The organism is Niveibacterium umoris, assembly GCF_014197015.1.
GTDB classification, from domain to species: Bacteria; Pseudomonadota; Gammaproteobacteria; order Burkholderiales; family Rhodocyclaceae; genus Niveibacterium; species Niveibacterium umoris.
This window is the reverse complement of the sequence record NZ_JACIET010000001.1, coordinates 643,633-658,725: the sequence shown is the minus strand read 5'-3', so window position 1 is coordinate 658,725 and position 15,093 is coordinate 643,633. Positions and strand designations below refer to the sequence as shown.

Below are 15,093 nucleotides of genomic sequence, written 5' to 3'. Positions count from 1 at the left end.
ATCTCTGATTTCAATCAACGGAATCACATTTCTTATTGCGCAACGCCGTTTCATCAACCAGAATATCCCTGTCACGTCTATGGCTAATCAGTCGCTAGATGGCAGCAACTTCCGGCAACAAACTCATCCTGGAGACAACCATGGCTTCCACCGAACAAGTTCAGAACCTCGTCGGCATGCTTGACGCCTATTTCGGCTGCAACGGCTTTCACGTGAACATCAACGTGCTGAACCGCGACATGCTGATCGATGCGATGGAAAACCCTGAGAAGTACCCGCAACTGACGATTCGTGTATCGGGCTACGCGGTGAACTTCACCAAACTGACCCGCGAGCAACAACTGGACGTCATCAACCGTACGTTCCACCAGCACTGATCGCAACGGGGCGCCGCCGCGCCCCGTCAGCAAATCAGGATGGCGCGAAAGTCGTTCACATTCGTGAGCGTCGGTCCGGTGGTCAGCAGATCGCCGATCGCGTCGAAATAGCCCCACGCGTCATGCGCGGCAAGCGCCGCCTTCGCGTGCCAACCGCGTTCGCTTGCGCGCATCAGGGTATCGGGGTCGATGAAGGCCCCGGCATTGCTCTCGCTGCCGTCGATACCATCGGTATCAGCGGCAAGCGCAAAGACGCCTGCGGCCCCATTGAAGTATTCCGCAAGCGCAAGCGCGAACTCGCTGTTTCGCCCGCCGCGCCCACAACCGCCCGACCCGAGCGTGACGGTCGTCTCCCCCCCGGAGATCAGCACGCAAGGCGGTTTCGCCGGCCCGCATCCCCGGCGGCACGCCAGCGCGATCGCGCCTAGCGTGCGCGCAGCCTCGCGCGCCTCGCCTTCGATTCCATCTCCGAGAAGCACCGGTTGCACCCCGGCCGCAACGGCCCGCGCAGCGGCGGCATTCAATGCGTCCGATGGGGAAGCGATGAGTTGATAACGCGCGCACGCAAAGCGCGGGTCGTCTGCCTTGGGCGTTTCGCTGAGAGGACTCGCCAACCAGTCGCGGACCGAGCGTGGTACCTCAATCCCGAAAGAATCTAGCCAATGCGAAGCCTGTTGCCGTGTCGTCGGATCCGGCACCGTCGGCCCACTGCCGATGACGCTCGGGAGATCCCCCACTACATCGGAAATCGCGAGCGTAACGACAGACGCCGGCCATGCACGCAGAGCCAAGCGCCCGCCCTTCAAGGATGAGAGGTGCTTGCGGACGCAGTTGATCGCCTCGATCGGAGCACCGGATCGGAGCAGTTGTGCAGTCACGCTTTGCTTGTCTGTTAATGGTACGGCGTCTACCGGTGCTGCGAGGAGTGCTGACGCACCACCGGAGAGCAGCACGACAACGAGATCGTCTGCGCTCAGCCCCTCCACCAGTTGCGCAATGCGGGTCGCCGCAGCGCATCCGGCTTCGTCCGGTACAGGGTGCGCCGCCTCGATGACCTCAATGCGAGAACATGGTCGTGCGTTGCCGTAACGCGTGACGACGCATCCCGAAAGCCGTTCCGGATCGCCCCGCCAGTTGCTTTCAAACCCCTCGGCCATCGCGCCGGCCGCCTTCCCCGCTCCCACAACGATCGTTCGACCCGCAGGCGGTGCCGGCAGACTCGGCGCAAGACATCTCGACGGATCAGCGGCCGCAACGGCCGCGTCAAACAACTGTCGAAGGAACGGTCTGGGCGCGATCATGGTCTAGCTCCACAAGGCCAATGCATGTGAGCCGACAGTATCAGACTCGCGGCGCCACCTATAATCCGCCCCTCAACGAATAAAGGACGCTCATGGGAAACCGCCTTTCACGCATCGCCACCCGCACCGGAGATGACGGCAGCACCGGACTCGGCGATGGCTCACGCGTTGCCAAGGATTGCCCAAGGATCCACGCGCTTGGCGAGGTCGACGAACTCAATTCCTGGCTGGGAGTCGTGCTTACCGAAGAACTTCCCGACGACGTGCGCGCACTTCTTGGCCAGATCCAGCATGACCTCTTCGATCTGGGGGGCGAGGTTTGCATCCCCGGCTACACCATGGTCACCGAGGCCCATGTGCTGCGGCTCGACGACGCCTTGGCGCACTACAACGACTCGCTGCCGCCGCTCAAGGAGTTCATCCTGCCCGGCGGCTCACGCGCTGCAGCGCAAGCGCATCTCGCACGAACCGTGGCGCGCCGCGCGGAACGGGCGGTCATCACGCTGAGCGCCAACGAGGTCGTGCATCCGCCGGTACGGCAATATCTGAACCGGCTGTCGGATCTGCTCTTCGTTTTGGGGAGATACCTGAATCGTGCCGCAGGCGGAAGCGACGTGCTGTGGCAACGCACTGAAAGCTGATCAACGGAAACAGAACGGGCCGCCAAGCGGCCCTGATCATTTCTGCTGGGGAAGCTGGACGTAGGTTTCGTTGGGTTTGATCAGGCCCAAATCGTAACGGGCACGCTCTTCGATGGCTTCGTAACCGTTTTTCAGGTCGCGCACTTCCGCTTCCAGGCCGGCGTTGCGGGCTTCCAGCTTCGCGTTGTTGTCGCGCTGTGCCTGGACTTGCTGATCGAGTTCCCGAACTCGCGTCCACCCTCCCTTGCCGAACCACAGCGGGTACTGCAGCACGCCAAGCAGCACGACAAGAATCAGGGTGGGCCACTTCATGTGGAGCCGATCACTTCGAAGACTGGAAACGGCGGAATTCTATAGGAATATCAATGAGAAAGGGCCGCAACGCGGCCCTTTCCAGCGACTCGGTAGCCGGCTTTCGCCGGCTCGCGATCAGCGGTTACGCAGGTTGTAGAAAGCCGACAGACCCGGGTAGAACGCGACATCGCCCAGATCTTCTTCGATGCGGAGGATCTGGTTGTACTTGGCGATACGGTCGGAACGCGACAGCGAACCGGTCTTGATCTGGCCAGCATTCAAACCGACAGCGATGTCAGCGATGGTCGAGTCTTCGGTTTCGCCCGAACGGTGCGAGATCACGGCGGTGTAACCGGCGCGCTTGGCCATTTCGACGGCAGCGAAGGTCTCGGTCAGGGTACCGATCTGGTTCACCTTGATCAGGATCGAGTTGCAGATGCCCTTGTCGATGCCTTCCTTCAGGATCTTGGTGTTGGTCACGAACAGGTCGTCACCCACCAGCTGAACCTTCTTGCCCAGGCGATCGGTCAGCAGCTTCCAGCCTTCCCAGTCGCCTTCGGCCATGCCGTCCTCGATCGAGATGATCGGGAACTTGTCGACCAGGCTGGCCAGGAAGTCGACGTTCTGAGCCGGGGTCAGCGACAGCTTCTCGCCTTCCATCTCGTACTTGCCGTTCTTGAAGTACTCGGAAGCGGCGCAGTCCAGACCCAGGACGATGTCCTTGCCAACCACGTAGCCAGCCTTCTCGATCGCTTCAACGATCAGTTCCAGTGCTTCGACAGCGCCAGAGACGTTCGGGGCGAAGCCGCCTTCGTCACCCACCGAGGTCGGGTAGCCCTTCTTGTCCAGGATCTTCTTGAGGTTGTGGAACACCTCAGCACCGTAGCGCAGCGCTTCCTTGAAGGTCGGCGCGCCGATCGGCAGGATCATGCATTCTTGGAAGTCCAGGCTGTTGTTCGCGTGGGCGCCGCCGTTGATGACGTTCATCATCGGCACCGGCAGGCTCATGCCGCCCGAGCCACCGAAGTAGCGATACAGCGGCAGGCCGGCTTCTTCAGCAGCAGCACGGGCAACGGCCATCGACACGGCCAGCAGCGCGTTCGCGCCCAGGCGCGACTTGTTCTCGGTGCCGTCGAGGTCGATCATCGTCTTGTCGATGAACGCCTGCTCTTCGGCGTCGAGGCCCACGAGTGCTTCGCAGATCTCGGTGTTGATGTTGTCCACAGCCTTCTGGACACCCTTGCCCAGGTAGCGTGCGGCGTCGCCGTCACGCAGTTCGATCGCTTCACGCGAACCGGTCGAGGCGCCCGACGGCACAGCGGCGCGACCCATCACGCCGGATTCGAGCAGCACATCTGCTTCAACCGTGGGGTTACCGCGCGAATCCAGGATCTCGCGGGCGACTACATCAACGATAGCACTCATGGTTTTTCCCTTTTCTCTATCAAGACTGTGCCGCCTATGGGGGCGGCATCCCTCTGATCCGCCGACAAGCGGCGGCTCGGCGCCCGAGTACGGGGGAGTGACCCGGACGCACATGACCGATGAAACTTTTCAATTCTAGAGGCGCACACATGTCAACGCTTTGACCGTGCGCAGATTTCAGCCGTCCAGGTCTCCGAAAGCGAGATCGGAGATCGGTTCCCAGAGCGCGACGACCTTCAGATGGTCGGGGTGGTCGAAGTACGCCTCCAGTGCCTCCCGGCTGTCAAAGCCCGAGACGAGAACGTAGTCCCAACCGCTGACATCCGGGGTCGTGTTGAAGCCGCATTTCCAGGCCTTGATCAACGGCACTTTCGCCGGCAGCGCGCACATCGCGGCATGCGCCTCACGGGCGGCGGCTGAATCGGCCGACACGCCCGGTTTGAACTTGAGGAGGACGACGTGCGTAATCACAGCGTGGTTTCGATGAATCCGTGACGCTTCACCAGTTGATCGATTTCCTGCAACGTCGCCAGCAAGGCACGCATCTTCGCCAGCGGCCAGGCATTCGGTCCATCGGACAAGGCCTTGGCTGGATCCGGGTGGGTTTCCATGAAGAGGCCGGCAATGCCGGTCGCCACCGCGGCGCGTGCCAGCACCGGCACATGTTCGCGCTGACCACCGCTCTTGTCGCCCTGCCCGCCCGGCAACTGCACCGAGTGCGTTGCGTCAAACACCACCGGGCAATTCGTTTCGCGCATGATCGCGAGCGACCGCATGTCGGAGACGAGATTGTTGTAGCCGAATGACGCACCACGCTCGCACACCATGATCGTGTCGGCGCCACCGGCTGCTTCCTTCGCCTTCGCGACGACGTTCTTCATGTCGCCCGGCGCGAGGAACTGGCCTTTCTTGATATTCACAGGCTTGCCTGTCGCAGCGACCGCGCGGATGAAGTCAGTCTGGCGGCACAGGAATGCGGGCGTCTGCAATACATCGACGTATTGCGCGACGATCGGCGCTTCCTGTTCAGTATGTACGTCGGTCACGACCGGCACCTTCACCGTCTCCCGCACTTCGGCAAGGATCTCGAGCCCCTTCATCATCCCCAACCCGCGAAAGCTCGAACCGGAGCTCCGGTTCGCCTTGTCGAACGAGGACTTGTAGATGAACGGGATGCCAAGATCGGCGGTGATGCTCTTGAGTTCTGCAGCGGTATCGAGCGCCATCTGGCGCGACTCGATCACGCACGGTCCGGCAAGCAGGAAGAACGGCTTGTCGAGACCAACTTCGAAACCGCATAGATTCATTTTGTGTCCTCACTTCCCGCCATTCATGCATCTGCCATGACAGCGGGCGAAAAAATGGCCGGCTTGAAGCCGGCCACGTGATTTCAGCTTACCGCCTGGACGCTTGCGCCATCGCGGCGCGCACGAACGCGGTGAACAATGGATGCCCCTGACGCGGGTTAGACGTGAATTCCGGGTGGAACTGCACGCCGACGAACCACGGGTGATCCGGCAATTCGATCATCTCACACAGGTCGGTTACCGGTGCGCGACCGGCGACACGAAGCCCGGCATCTTCCAGCTTCGCGAGCAGCGTGTTGTTGACTTCGTAGCGGTGGCGGTGACGCTCGACCACTTCCGGCTTGCCGTAGATGTCGCGTGCCAGCGTGCCTTCGCCCAGCAGGCAGGTCTGTCCGCCAAGACGCATCGTGCCGCCGAGGTCGGAATTCTCGTCGCGCTTCTCGACCTTGCCGGTGCGATCAGCCCACTCGGTGATCAGACCGATCACCGGGAAGGCGGTGTTCTTGTCGAATTCGGTCGAATGTGCGCCGGCCATGCCTGCCACGTCGCGGGCAAATTCGACGACCGCGAGCTGCATGCCCAAACAGATCCCCAAGTAAGGCACCTTGTTCTCGCGCGCGAAGCGGATCGCGGAGATCTTGCCCTCCGTTCCGCGGCGGCCGAAACCGCCTGGCACCAGGATCGCGTCCATGCCCGCCAGCATGCCGGTGCCTTCCTTCTCGATCTGCTCGGAATCGATGTAGTGGATGGTCACCTTGCAACGCGTGTGCATGCCCGCGTGCGACAAGGCTTCGGTGAGCGACTTGTAGGATTCGGTCAGGTCGACATACTTGCCGACGAACGCAACATTGACGGCCTGCTCCGGGTTCTGCAGCGCGAAGACCAGCTTGTCCCACACCGACAGGTCGGCCGCGCGCGCCAGGATTGCGAGCTTGTGGCAGACGATTTCGTCGAGCATCTGGTTGTGCAGCATTGCCGGGATCTTGTAGATCGAATCGGCGTCGAGCACTTCGATCACCGCTTCCGGCATCACGTTGCAGAACAGCGCGATCTTGCGACGCTCGTCGATCGGGATCTCGCGGTCACAACGGCACAGCAGCACGTCCGGCTGGATACCGATCTCACGCAGTTCCTTGACCGAGTGCTGCGTCGGCTTGGTCTTCAGCTCGCCGGCCGTCGCGATGTACGGCAGCAGCGTCAGATGCATGAAGCAGGTGTTGTTGCGACCTTCCTCGATGCCCATCTGCCGGATGGCCTCAAGGAACGGGAGGGATTCGATGTCGCCGACCGTGCCACCGACTTCGATGATCGCGACGTCGGCGCCTTCAGCGCCGCGTTTCAGGTAGCGCTTGATCTCGTCGGTGATGTGAGGGATGACCTGCACGGTCTTGCCCAGATACTCGCCGCGCCGTTCCTTCTTGATCACCGACTCGTAGATCTGGCCGGTGGTGAAGTTGTTGCGCTTGGACATCTTGGCGCTGGTGAAGCGCTCGTAGTGCCCGAGATCGAGATCGGTCTCAGCCCCATCCTCGGTCACAAAGACTTCCCCGTGCTGGAACGGGCTCATCGTGCCGGGGTCGACGTTGATGTAGGGATCGAGCTTGAGGTGGGTGACGCGGAGGCCGCGGGATTCGAGGATGGCCCCGAGTGAAGCAGCTGCAATGCCCTTGCCTAGCGAGGACACCACGCCGCCGGTGACGAAGACGTACTTGGTCATGGCGAAACGGGATGCTGGTAAAAAGAGATGATAGCGCATCCGACCGCGCCCTCCAAACCCGGCTTTTCGGCCCCGACTTCTGCACTGACCGTGGCACTAGGCCTCGCGCGCCACCTCATCGACGATCCAGTCACGAAATCGCTGCACCAAGGGTATCTCTCGCGCACTCGGCTGGGTCACCAGCCAGTAGGAAAACGCGACCGGGCACACCACGTCGAAGAGTTGCACCAGGCGACCGTTCGCAAGGTCGGTCTTGACGAGGCTCCGCCGGGTCAGCGCAACACCGGCACCCTCGACTGCCGCCTGAAGGGCATGGCTGGAATCGGTATAGGAAACGCCCTTCGGAGGCGCCGCGTACGCCACGCCCGCCGCTGCAAACCAGCTGCCCCAGTCATCACCGGCGCCGTGCAAGAGCTGTGCGTCCTTCAAGTCTTGCGGGCGTCGCGGCAGTTTTCCGCCCTGATATCCGGGACTTGCGACGACGAGCAACTCATCGGCCATCAGGAATTCGCAGTCAAAGCCCGGGTAGTGCCCTGCTCCGAAGCGGATCGCGACATCCACCCCCTCGATCGCCAGATCCAGCACCGCCTCGGTCGAGCGGATGTTGAGTTCGATGTTCGGCTCGCGTTCGAGAAAACGGCCGATACGCGGCGTCAGCCAGCGCGCCGCAAACGACGGCATCGTCGTAACCGTCAAACGACGCGGATTGGCGCGACGCCTGATCTGCGCCACACGCTCGGCGATGCTCATCAGCGCATCGTGGGCAGTGCCGGCAAGCGCCTCTCCGGCGCGCGTCAACGCCACGCCGCGCCCCTTGCGTTCGAACAGGGATACGCCGAGCCACTCCTCCAGCAACTTCACCTGCTGACTGACCGCGCCATGCGTCACGCTCAATTCGTCTGCTGCGGCGGTCAGGCTGCCATGCCGGGCAGCCGCTTCGAAGGCCCGCAAGGCACCCAGGGGCGGCAGGCTCGGCATCGATGATTTGTTAGTAGTACTCATAGGCCGGTTAGAAAGTATCGATCCACTCTTGCGCCTGCTAGACGAGAATTTACGCCAGCAAAACGGCAACTCAGGAGCCCCGGATCATGAAAGTCAATCTAACACAATCGCAGTTAAACCTTGACCAAGGGGACGTCCTCGCGCTCACCGATGCCGCAGGACTTGAACTGCGCTGCACGCGAGGTCGCATCTGGCTGACGACGCCCGATCAGGCCGGCGATCACATCCTTGATACCGGCGTCAGCTTCCAGGTAACCGGGCGCGGGAAGCTGGTGATCGAGGCCACTGAAGCCAGCCGCCTGACCCTGCGACGCCGAGATCGTGCGTCGTCGATTCTTTCCCCCAACCCGCCCACCCTGCAGTGGGCAGAAAGCTGAGGACATCATGGCCTTCGAACTTTTCCTCGCGCCGGTTTTTGTCGTGGTAGTCGCGGCCGCGGCCGATGCGGTCATCCGTACGACGAAATACCGCCTCCCCCGCGCTGACCAGCCGCGCCCGCGCGCCGACTGAAGCAACCGCCCGGTCCAACGCCGGGCGGTTACAGCGCCCGCGCGATCAGCTCCTTCATGATCTCGTTGGTGCCACCGTAGATCTTCTGCACCCGTGCGTCCGCCCACAGCCGTGCGATCGGGTACTCGCTCATGTAGCCGTAGCCACCGAAGAACTGCAGGCATTCGTCGAGCACCTTGCATTGCTGCTCTGAACACCAGCACTTGGCCATGTAGGCGGCGGTCGCGTCGAGCCGGCCGTCGAGCAGGCGCTGGATGCAATCGTTCACGAATACCCGCATCACATGCGCGGTGGTCGCGCATTCGGCGAGCTTGTGGCGGGTATTCTGGAAGTCGAACACCGTCTGCCCAAAGGCCTTGCGCGCCTTGGTGTAGTCGATCGTCAGTTCCAGCGCACGCTCGATCACCGCGATCGCCAGCACCGCGAGCAGCATCCGTTCGTAGGGCAGCTGGCTCATCAGCTGCGCAAAGGCCTGCCCCTCGGCGCCACCCAGAAGGTTGGCCGCCGGCACGCGCACATCGTCGAAGAACAGCTCGGCGGTATCTGAACCCTTCTGGCCGATCTTGTCGAGGATGCGGCCGACGCGGAAACCCGCCAGCCCCTCAGTTTCGAGGACGATCAGCGACAGCCCCTTGCCGCCCTTCTCGGCGCAGGTGCGCACAACGACTACCAGCAGATGCGCAGTGGCGCCATTGGTGATGAAGGTCTTGGCGCCGTTGATCACATAGTCGTCGCCGTCGTGCACCGCCCGCGTGCGAATGCCCTGCAGGTCGCTGCCGGCGTCCGGCTCTGTCATCGCGATACCGGCCAGCAGTTCGCCGCTCGCCATCTTCGGCAGCCAGCGCCGCTTCTGCTCGTCGGTGCCGTAGTCGAGGATGTAGTGCGCCGCGATCGTGTGCACCGAAGTGCTGACTGGCACTTCGGCGCGGCCCAGCTCTTCGACCATCACCAGCTGATGTGCGAGGTTGCCCCCGGCGCCGCCCCATTCCTCGTCTAGTTCCGGCAGCAGCATCCCCATCTCGCCGACCTTGCGCCAGACCTCGCAGTCGACAAAACCCTGCTTGCGCCAGCGCTCGCAGTGCGGCGCAAGCTCGCCCTCAATGAAGCGGCGCGCGGCGTCGCGGAACATCGCGATGTCCTCGGTCATCCAGGGCAAGGGTGTGGTCTGCAGCGGGGTCATGCGGCGTTCTCCGAAAGTTGTTCGAGGACGCGGGCCGCGAGCAGCGCGTCGAGATCGGCGTCGGAGAACCCGAACGCGCGCAGCAATTCGACCGTGTGTTCGCCGGCCAACGGCGGTTCGCTACGCACCGAGGCGGGCGTGGCCGAGAGGCGCGGCGCGGGCGCCGGCTGGCGGATCCCGGCCACCTCGATGAAGGCCTCCCGCGCCTGCAAGTGCGGGTGCTCAGGCGCCTCGTCCATGTCGAGCACCGGCGCGATACAAGCGTCGGAATCTGCAAACATCGACGTCCAGTGCTCGCGTGGCTGGCCGGCGAAGATCGCCGCAAGGCGCTCACGCATCCGCGGCCAGTGCGCTGCGGTGTATTGCTCCAGCACCGGAAAGTCCGGGTCGTCCAGCAGGCCCAGCGCCTGCAGCATCAGCGCGTAGAACTGCGGCTCAAGCGGCGCGACCGACAGCCACTTGCCGTCCGCGCAGGCATAGACGTCGTAGAACGGCGCGGTGGAATCGAGGATGTGCTCGATGCCCGGATAGCGCTCGCGCTTGGCATGGACGTTGTAGAGACCATGTGCGAGCAGCGCGGCGCCTTCGGTCATCGCGGCGTCGATCACCTGCCCACGGCCGCTGCGGCGCGCTTCGAGCAGCGCGCAGGCGATGCCGAACGCGAGCATCATGCCGCCGCCGCCCATATCGCCCAGCAACGAGGGTGGGGCCCAGGGTGCGCCACCATGCCAGCGACCGGCGTCCAATGCGCCCGACAGTGCGGCGTAGTTCAGGTCGTGCCCGGCGCGCGGTGCCAGCGGGCCGGTCTGGCCCCAGCCGGTCATGCGGGCGTAGATCAACCTCGGATTGCGAGCCGCGCAGACCTCCGGGCCCAGCCCGAGCCGCTCCATCACGCCGGGGCGAAAGCCTTCGATCAGCACATCGGCCTGCTCCAGCAGCCTGAGCACCACCTCCGCCGCGCCCGGCGCCTTCAAGTCGATGCCCAGCGAGCGCTTGCCGCGGTTGGCCACCGTCTCACGTCCGCCGCCAAAGAGCTGGCGCGCCAGTGTGCCGCCGCTGCGTTCGAGCAGCACCACGTCGGCCCCCATGTCCGCGAGCAACATGCCGCAGAAGGGCGCGGGGCCGATGCCGCCAATCTCGATGACGCGCACGCCGGCCAGCGGCCCGGTACTCGGGTTCATTCGGACTCCTTCAGGAACAGTTGCGCCAGCGTGTCGACCAAGGCCTCGATGGTGTCACCGCGGTCGGGGCGGAACCACTGCACCGCCCAGTTCATCGCCCCCATCAGGGCCATGCGCGAAAGGCGCGGCGATTCGGCGCCTCGCCAGCAGCCAACGGCGATCAGCGCGTCGATCTGCGCCTCCCACATCGCCTCGTAATCGCGACGCAGCTGCCGCACATGGCGCTCGGCGGCCGAAGGCAGCGCACGCGTCTCGTAGAGCATCACCGTCATGTGGTCGGCATCGCGGTCGAGGATGCCCTCCAGATGCCGCTGCGCCATCAGCCGGAAGGCCGCGACCGGGCCACCGCTCGCCTGCGCCGCCGCCACCGCGGCATGCACATCGGCCATGCCCTCCTCCATCACCGCGACGAGGATCTCCTCCTTGTTGCGGAAGAAGTAGAACAGGCTGCCGGACTGCATGCCCGCGGCCTCGGCCAGCTCGCGCACAGTCGCCGCACGGAAGCCCTTCTCGCGGAACAGCCGCGCCGCAGATCGCACAATGCGTGTGCGGCCGTTGTCCGGCCCCGGTGGCGCCTTGGGGCGCCCCGGCTTGCGCGGCGAGGCGGATTCAGCGGAAGGCTTCGCCACGGGCGGCCTTTTCGCGCAGCAGCGCCGGCGGCGCGAAGCGTTCGCCGTAGCGCGCTGCCAGCTGTTCGGCGCGCGTGCAGAAGGCCGCCACGCCGGTCGCGTTGATGAACTGGATCACCCCGCCAGTCCAGGCCGGGAAGCCGATACCGAAGATCGAGCCGACATTGGCCTCGGTGATCGACTCGAGCACGCCCTCCTCCAGGCAGCGCACGGACTCGATCGCCTGGATGAAGAGGATGCGGTCGCGCACATCGTCCAGCGGCACCGCCTCGGGCCGCACGGGGAACGCTTCGCCCAGCCCCGGCCACAGCGCCTTGGGCTGATCGGCGGGGTAGTCGTAGAAGCCCGCCCCCGCGCTGCGGCCGATGCGGCCTGCTTCGGCCACACGCCGCACCACGTCCAGCGCCGAGGGAGGCGTGTTGGGCAGGCCCGCCTCGGCACAATCGCGTGCGGCCTGATCCGCGACGGCGAGGATCAGCGACAGCGTCACTTCGTCCATCACCGCCAGCGGCCCGACCGGCATGCCCGCCTGCTGCGCGAGGTTCTCGATCACTGCCGCCGGCACGCCATCGGCGAGCAGTGCCGCGCCCTCGTTGGTGAAAGTGCCGAACACCCGGCTGGTGAAGAAGCCGCGCGAGTCATTCACCACGATCGGCGTCTTGCCGATCTGCTGCACGAAGTCACAGGCCTTCGCGAGCGTCTCGGGCGAGGTGCGCGCGCCCTTGATGATCTCGACCAGCTGCATCTTGTCGACGGGCGAGAAGAAATGCAGGCCGATGAAACGCGCCGGGTCGGCCGAGGCTTCGGCCAGCCCGGTGATCGGCAGGGTTGAGGTGTTCGATGCAAACACGCCACCGGGCGCGAGCATCGGCTCGGCTTCGCGGGTTACGGTGTTCTTCAGGGCGCGTTGCTCGAACACCGCCTCGATGATCAGGTCGCAGCCGTCCAGCGCGGCGACGTCGGCTGCAGGTGTGATGCGTGCCAGCGTCGCGTCGCGCTTCTCTGTGGTGGTCGCACCGCGCGCGAGTCGTTTGTCGAGCAACTTGCGCGAGTAGTCCTTGCCCTTCTCGGCGCGCTCGAGCGTGACATCGCGCAACACGGTGTCGATGCCGCGACTTGCCGCCGCCCACGCGATGCCGGCGCCCATCATGCCCGCGCCGAGCACGCCCACTCTCTTCGCCTGCCAAGCGGGCACGCCCTGCGGTCGGCGCGCGCCGCGCTTGATTTCATTCAGCCCGAACCACAGGGTGCCGATCATGTTCTTGGCGATCTGGCCGGTCGCCAGCTCGACGAAGTAGCGGGTTTCGATGCGCAACGCGGTATCGACATCGACCCGAGTCGAATCCACCGCCGCCGCCAGCACTGCTTCGGGCGCCGGATAGCAGCCGCGAGTCTTCGCCCGCAGCGCCGCAGGCGCCACCGAAATCATCTGAGCGGTCTTCGGGTTCTCCGGCCCGCCACCGGGGATGCGGAAGCCCTCCGTGTCCCAAGGCTGCTGCGCAACGGGCGACTCGGCGATCAGGGCACGCGCCGCCGCGACGAGATCCTCACCGGCCGGCACCAGACGCTGCACCAGCCCGGCCGCGAGCGCATCCGCCGGGCGGAAGCGTTGCCCCTCCAGCAGGTAGGGCGCTGCCCGCTGCAGGCCGAGCAACCGCACCATGCGCACCACGCCGCCTGCACCGGGCAGCAAACCCAGCGTGACTTCGGGCAGGCCCAGCTCGATCCGCGCGTCGTCCGTGCAGATGCGCTGATGCGCGCACAGCGCCAGCTCCCAGCCACCGCCCAGCGCGGCACCGTTGATCGCCGCCACCACCGGCCGACCGATACGTTCGAGCCGGCGCATCGCGTGCTTCAGCGCTCCGACCGCCGCGAACACCCGCGGCGCGTCGTCGCGCCGGTAGCCGATCAGCTCTTCAAGGTCGCCGCCGGCGAAGAAGGTCTTCTTGGCCGAGGTCAGGATGATGCCGGTGGTCGTCTCGCGCTCGGCTTCGAACTGTGCGACGAGTTCGATGAAGTCCGCCTGGAAGCGGGCGTTCATCGTGTTCGCGCCCTGCCCCGACATGTCGATGGTGACTACGGTGATACCGTCTTCACCGCGCTCGATCCGGAAACTCTGCAGATTCGTCATGCTCACACCCGTTCGATGATCGTGGCGATACCCATGCCGCCGCCCACGCACAGCGTGACCAGGCCACGGCGCAGGTTGCGCCGCTCCAGCTCGTCGAGCAGCGTGCCGACCAACATCGCGCCGGTCGCGCCAAGCGGGTGGCCCAACGCAATCGCGCCGCCATTCACGTTCACCTTCTCGTGCGGCACCCCCATCGCGCGCATGAAGCGCAGCACCACTGCAGCAAAGGCCTCGTTCACCTCGAAGAGGTCGATGTCCTCAACACTCAGTCCGGCGCGGTCCAGCGCCTTGCGGGCCGCCAACGCTGGCGCGGTGAGCATGATCATCGGATCGTCGCCCGCCAGCGCGGTGGCGACGATGCGGGCGCGCGGCGTCAGCCCGTTCGCCTTCGCCGCCGCTTCGTTGCCGATCAGCACCAGTGCGGCACCATCGACGATGCCGGACGAATTGCCGGGGGTATGCACATGCCGCACCCGTTCCACCTGCGGATAGCGGCGCTTGACCAATTCATCGAAGCCCAAGCCGCCCATGGCCTCGAACGAGGGCTTGAGTTTGGCCAGCGCCTCGCGGGTGGTCGCTGGCTTGATGAACTCGTCCTCGGCGAGGATCACCTGCCCGAGCCGGTCCGTCACCGGCACCACCGAACGAGTGAAATGGCCAGCCGCGCGCGCAACGGCAGCACGCTGCTGCGAAGCCAGCGCGAAGGCATCGACCGTGTCGCGGTCGTAGCCGTCCAGCGTGGCAATCAGGTCGGCGCCAACGCCCTGCGGCACGAAGTGGGTCGCAAGGCTCGTCTCGGCATCCAGCGCCCAGGCACCGCCGTCGGACATCATCGGCACGCGCGACATCGACTCGACGCCACCGGCCACGAGCAGATCCTCCCAGCCGGAGCGCACCTTCTGCGCCGCGAGATTCACAGCCTCCAGCCCCGAAGCGCAGAACCGGTTGATCTGCACGCCGGCCGCGTTCCAGTCCCAGCCTGCGGCCAGCGCAGCGATCTTGGGCAGGCAGGCACCCTGGTCCAGCACAGGCGTCACACAGCCCATCACCACATCGTCGACCCGCGCGGTGTCGAAACCGTGCCGACGCACCAACTCCTGCATCAACCCAACCGTCAACGCGATCGGCTTGACCTCATGCAGGCTGCCGTCGGCCTTGCCCTTGCCACGCGGCGTGCGGATCGCCTCGAAAATGAATGCTTCGCTCATGCGCCTCTGAACTCCCCCCGGAAAGACGATCGACAACTTAGTTGAGCAAGCAATTGCTTGGCAAATTATCTATCGTTTGGCTGCAACGTCCGCTCCTCAACAGGACCGGATTGCCTTGCGTGCCCGGGTGCCACAGCGAAGCACCGCGGGTTCGAGCGAAGCATCCACCGCGCAGACGGATAGCGGCTTG

Annotated in this window: 16 protein-coding genes; 4 read left to right on the top strand and 12 right to left on the bottom strand. The window is 64.7% G+C overall.

Annotation, left to right across the window (positions count from 1 at the left end; translation table 11 throughout):
* Window positions 1-98 precede the first annotated feature (98 nt).
* Window positions 99-377 (top strand): glycine radical domain-containing protein, encoded by a 279-nt coding sequence (locus GGR36_RS02900; RefSeq protein ID WP_183631665.1) that lies wholly within the window; start codon window positions 99-101, stop codon window positions 375-377.
* Between the two features lie 26 nt (window positions 378-403).
* Here GGR36_RS02900 and GGR36_RS02895 read toward each other — a convergent pair whose 3' ends face one another.
* Window positions 404-1,678 (bottom strand): glycerate kinase type-2 family protein, encoded by a 1,275-nt coding sequence (locus tag GGR36_RS02895; RefSeq protein WP_183631663.1) that lies wholly within the window; start codon window positions 1,676-1,678, stop codon window positions 404-406.
* A gap of 92 nt (window positions 1,679-1,770) precedes the next feature.
* Between GGR36_RS02895 and GGR36_RS02890 the strand changes: the two genes are divergently transcribed.
* Entirely contained in the window at window positions 1,771-2,319 is a 549-nt protein-coding gene (locus GGR36_RS02890; RefSeq protein WP_183631661.1) for a cob(I)yrinic acid a,c-diamide adenosyltransferase, read from the top strand.
* 36 nt (window positions 2,320-2,355) lie between these two features.
* Here GGR36_RS02890 and ftsB read toward each other — a convergent pair whose 3' ends face one another.
* The 6 genes from ftsB to gcvA form a co-directional block, all read right to left on the bottom strand.
* Window positions 2,356-2,631: a cell division protein FtsB gene (gene ftsB / locus GGR36_RS02885; protein WP_183631659.1), complete on the bottom strand. Its 276-nt coding sequence runs from the start codon at window positions 2,629-2,631 to the stop codon at window positions 2,356-2,358.
* Between the two features lie 117 nt (window positions 2,632-2,748).
* Window positions 2,749-4,038, bottom strand: a complete 1,290-nt coding sequence (gene eno, locus GGR36_RS02880; protein WP_183631657.1) for a phosphopyruvate hydratase — start codon at window positions 4,036-4,038, stop codon at window positions 2,749-2,751.
* Between the two features lie 177 nt (window positions 4,039-4,215).
* Window positions 4,216-4,509 carry a Dabb family protein gene (locus GGR36_RS02875; protein ID WP_183631655.1) on the bottom strand — a complete coding sequence of 98 codons (294 nt, stop codon included), beginning with the start codon at window positions 4,507-4,509 and terminating at the stop codon, window positions 4,216-4,218.
* A complete protein-coding gene (gene kdsA / locus GGR36_RS02870; protein ID WP_183631653.1) occupies window positions 4,506-5,345 on the bottom strand; it encodes a 3-deoxy-8-phosphooctulonate synthase in 840 nt (279 codons plus the stop codon). The genes GGR36_RS02875 and kdsA overlap by 4 nt, the downstream gene beginning before the upstream one ends.
* A gap of 88 nt (window positions 5,346-5,433) precedes the next feature.
* On the bottom strand, window positions 5,434-7,062 hold the full coding sequence (locus GGR36_RS02865) for a CTP synthase (RefSeq protein ID WP_183631651.1): 1,629 nt from the start codon (window positions 7,060-7,062) through the stop codon (window positions 5,434-5,436).
* Window positions 7,063-7,158: 96 nt separating this feature from the next.
* Complete coding sequence (gene gcvA / locus GGR36_RS02860) at window positions 7,159-8,064, bottom strand: transcriptional regulator GcvA (protein WP_183631650.1); 906 nt, start codon at window positions 8,062-8,064, stop codon at window positions 7,159-7,161.
* Window positions 8,065-8,150: 86 nt separating this feature from the next.
* On the opposite strand from gcvA, the gene GGR36_RS02855 reads away from it, so the two are divergent.
* The gene (locus tag GGR36_RS02855; RefSeq protein WP_183631648.1) at window positions 8,151-8,441 is read left to right on the top strand and encodes a DUF2917 domain-containing protein; all 291 of its coding nucleotides are present in this window, start codon (window positions 8,151-8,153) and stop codon (window positions 8,439-8,441) included.
* 7 nt (window positions 8,442-8,448) lie between these two features.
* Complete coding sequence (locus GGR36_RS22085) at window positions 8,449-8,574, top strand: hypothetical protein (protein ID WP_256378349.1); 126 nt, start codon at window positions 8,449-8,451, stop codon at window positions 8,572-8,574.
* Window positions 8,575-8,602: 28 nt separating this feature from the next.
* Here GGR36_RS22085 and GGR36_RS02850 read toward each other — a convergent pair whose 3' ends face one another.
* The 5 genes from GGR36_RS02850 to GGR36_RS02830 are packed head-to-tail and all read right to left on the bottom strand — an operon-like array spanning window position 8,603 to window position 14,903.
* On the bottom strand, window positions 8,603-9,754 hold the full coding sequence (locus GGR36_RS02850; RefSeq protein WP_242533103.1) for an acyl-CoA dehydrogenase family protein: 1,152 nt from the start codon (window positions 9,752-9,754) through the stop codon (window positions 8,603-8,605).
* On the bottom strand, window positions 9,751-10,935 hold the full coding sequence (locus GGR36_RS02845; protein ID WP_183631646.1) for a CaiB/BaiF CoA transferase family protein: 1,185 nt from the start codon (window positions 10,933-10,935) through the stop codon (window positions 9,751-9,753). Before GGR36_RS02845 ends, GGR36_RS02850 begins: the two co-directional genes overlap by 4 nt.
* Complete coding sequence (locus GGR36_RS22220) at window positions 10,932-11,564, bottom strand: TetR/AcrR family transcriptional regulator (RefSeq protein WP_183631644.1); 633 nt, start codon at window positions 11,562-11,564, stop codon at window positions 10,932-10,934. Before GGR36_RS22220 ends, GGR36_RS02845 begins: the two co-directional genes overlap by 4 nt.
* Entirely contained in the window at window positions 11,545-13,695 is a 2,151-nt protein-coding gene (locus GGR36_RS02835) for a 3-hydroxyacyl-CoA dehydrogenase NAD-binding domain-containing protein (protein WP_183631642.1), read from the bottom strand. The genes GGR36_RS22220 and GGR36_RS02835 overlap by 20 nt, the downstream gene beginning before the upstream one ends.
* A 2-nt stretch (window positions 13,696-13,697) precedes the next feature.
* The gene (locus GGR36_RS02830) at window positions 13,698-14,903 is read right to left on the bottom strand and encodes an acetyl-CoA C-acetyltransferase (protein WP_183631639.1); all 1,206 of its coding nucleotides are present in this window, start codon (window positions 14,901-14,903) and stop codon (window positions 13,698-13,700) included.
* Between the last annotated feature and the right edge of the window lie 190 nt (window positions 14,904-15,093).

Excerpts from the sequence above, each read along its gene's own strand:
- GGR36_RS02900 (WP_183631665.1), top strand. The coding sequence starts at position 99 with ATGGCAGCAACTTCCGGCAACAAACTCATCCTGGAGACAACCATGGCT.
- GGR36_RS02895 (WP_183631663.1), bottom strand. The coding sequence starts at position 1,678 with ATGATCGCGCCCAGACCGTTCCTTCGACAGTTGTTTGACGCGGCCGTT.
- GGR36_RS02890 (WP_183631661.1), top strand. The coding sequence starts at position 1,771 with ATGGGAAACCGCCTTTCACGCATCGCCACCCGCACCGGAGATGACGGC.
- ftsB (WP_183631659.1), bottom strand. The coding sequence starts at position 2,631 with ATGAAGTGGCCCACCCTGATTCTTGTCGTGCTGCTTGGCGTGCTGCAG.
- eno (WP_183631657.1), bottom strand. The coding sequence starts at position 4,038 with ATGAGTGCTATCGTTGATGTAGTCGCCCGCGAGATCCTGGATTCGCGC.
- kdsA (WP_183631653.1), bottom strand. The coding sequence starts at position 5,345 with ATGAATCTATGCGGTTTCGAAGTTGGTCTCGACAAGCCGTTCTTCCTG.
- GGR36_RS02865 (WP_183631651.1), bottom strand. The coding sequence starts at position 7,062 with ATGACCAAGTACGTCTTCGTCACCGGCGGCGTGGTGTCCTCGCTAGGC.
- gcvA (WP_183631650.1), bottom strand. The coding sequence starts at position 8,064 with ATGAGTACTACTAACAAATCATCGATGCCGAGCCTGCCGCCCCTGGGT.
- GGR36_RS02855 (WP_183631648.1), top strand. The coding sequence starts at position 8,151 with ATGAAAGTCAATCTAACACAATCGCAGTTAAACCTTGACCAAGGGGAC.
- GGR36_RS22085 (WP_256378349.1), top strand. The coding sequence starts at position 8,449 with ATGGCCTTCGAACTTTTCCTCGCGCCGGTTTTTGTCGTGGTAGTCGCG.
- GGR36_RS02850 (WP_242533103.1), bottom strand. The coding sequence starts at position 9,754 with ATGACCCCGCTGCAGACCACACCCTTGCCCTGGATGACCGAGGACATC.
- GGR36_RS02845 (WP_183631646.1), bottom strand. The coding sequence starts at position 10,935 with ATGAACCCGAGTACCGGGCCGCTGGCCGGCGTGCGCGTCATCGAGATT.
- GGR36_RS02835 (WP_183631642.1), bottom strand. The coding sequence starts at position 13,695 with ATGACGAATCTGCAGAGTTTCCGGATCGAGCGCGGTGAAGACGGTATC.
- GGR36_RS02830 (WP_183631639.1), bottom strand. The coding sequence starts at position 14,903 with ATGAGCGAAGCATTCATTTTCGAGGCGATCCGCACGCCGCGTGGCAAG.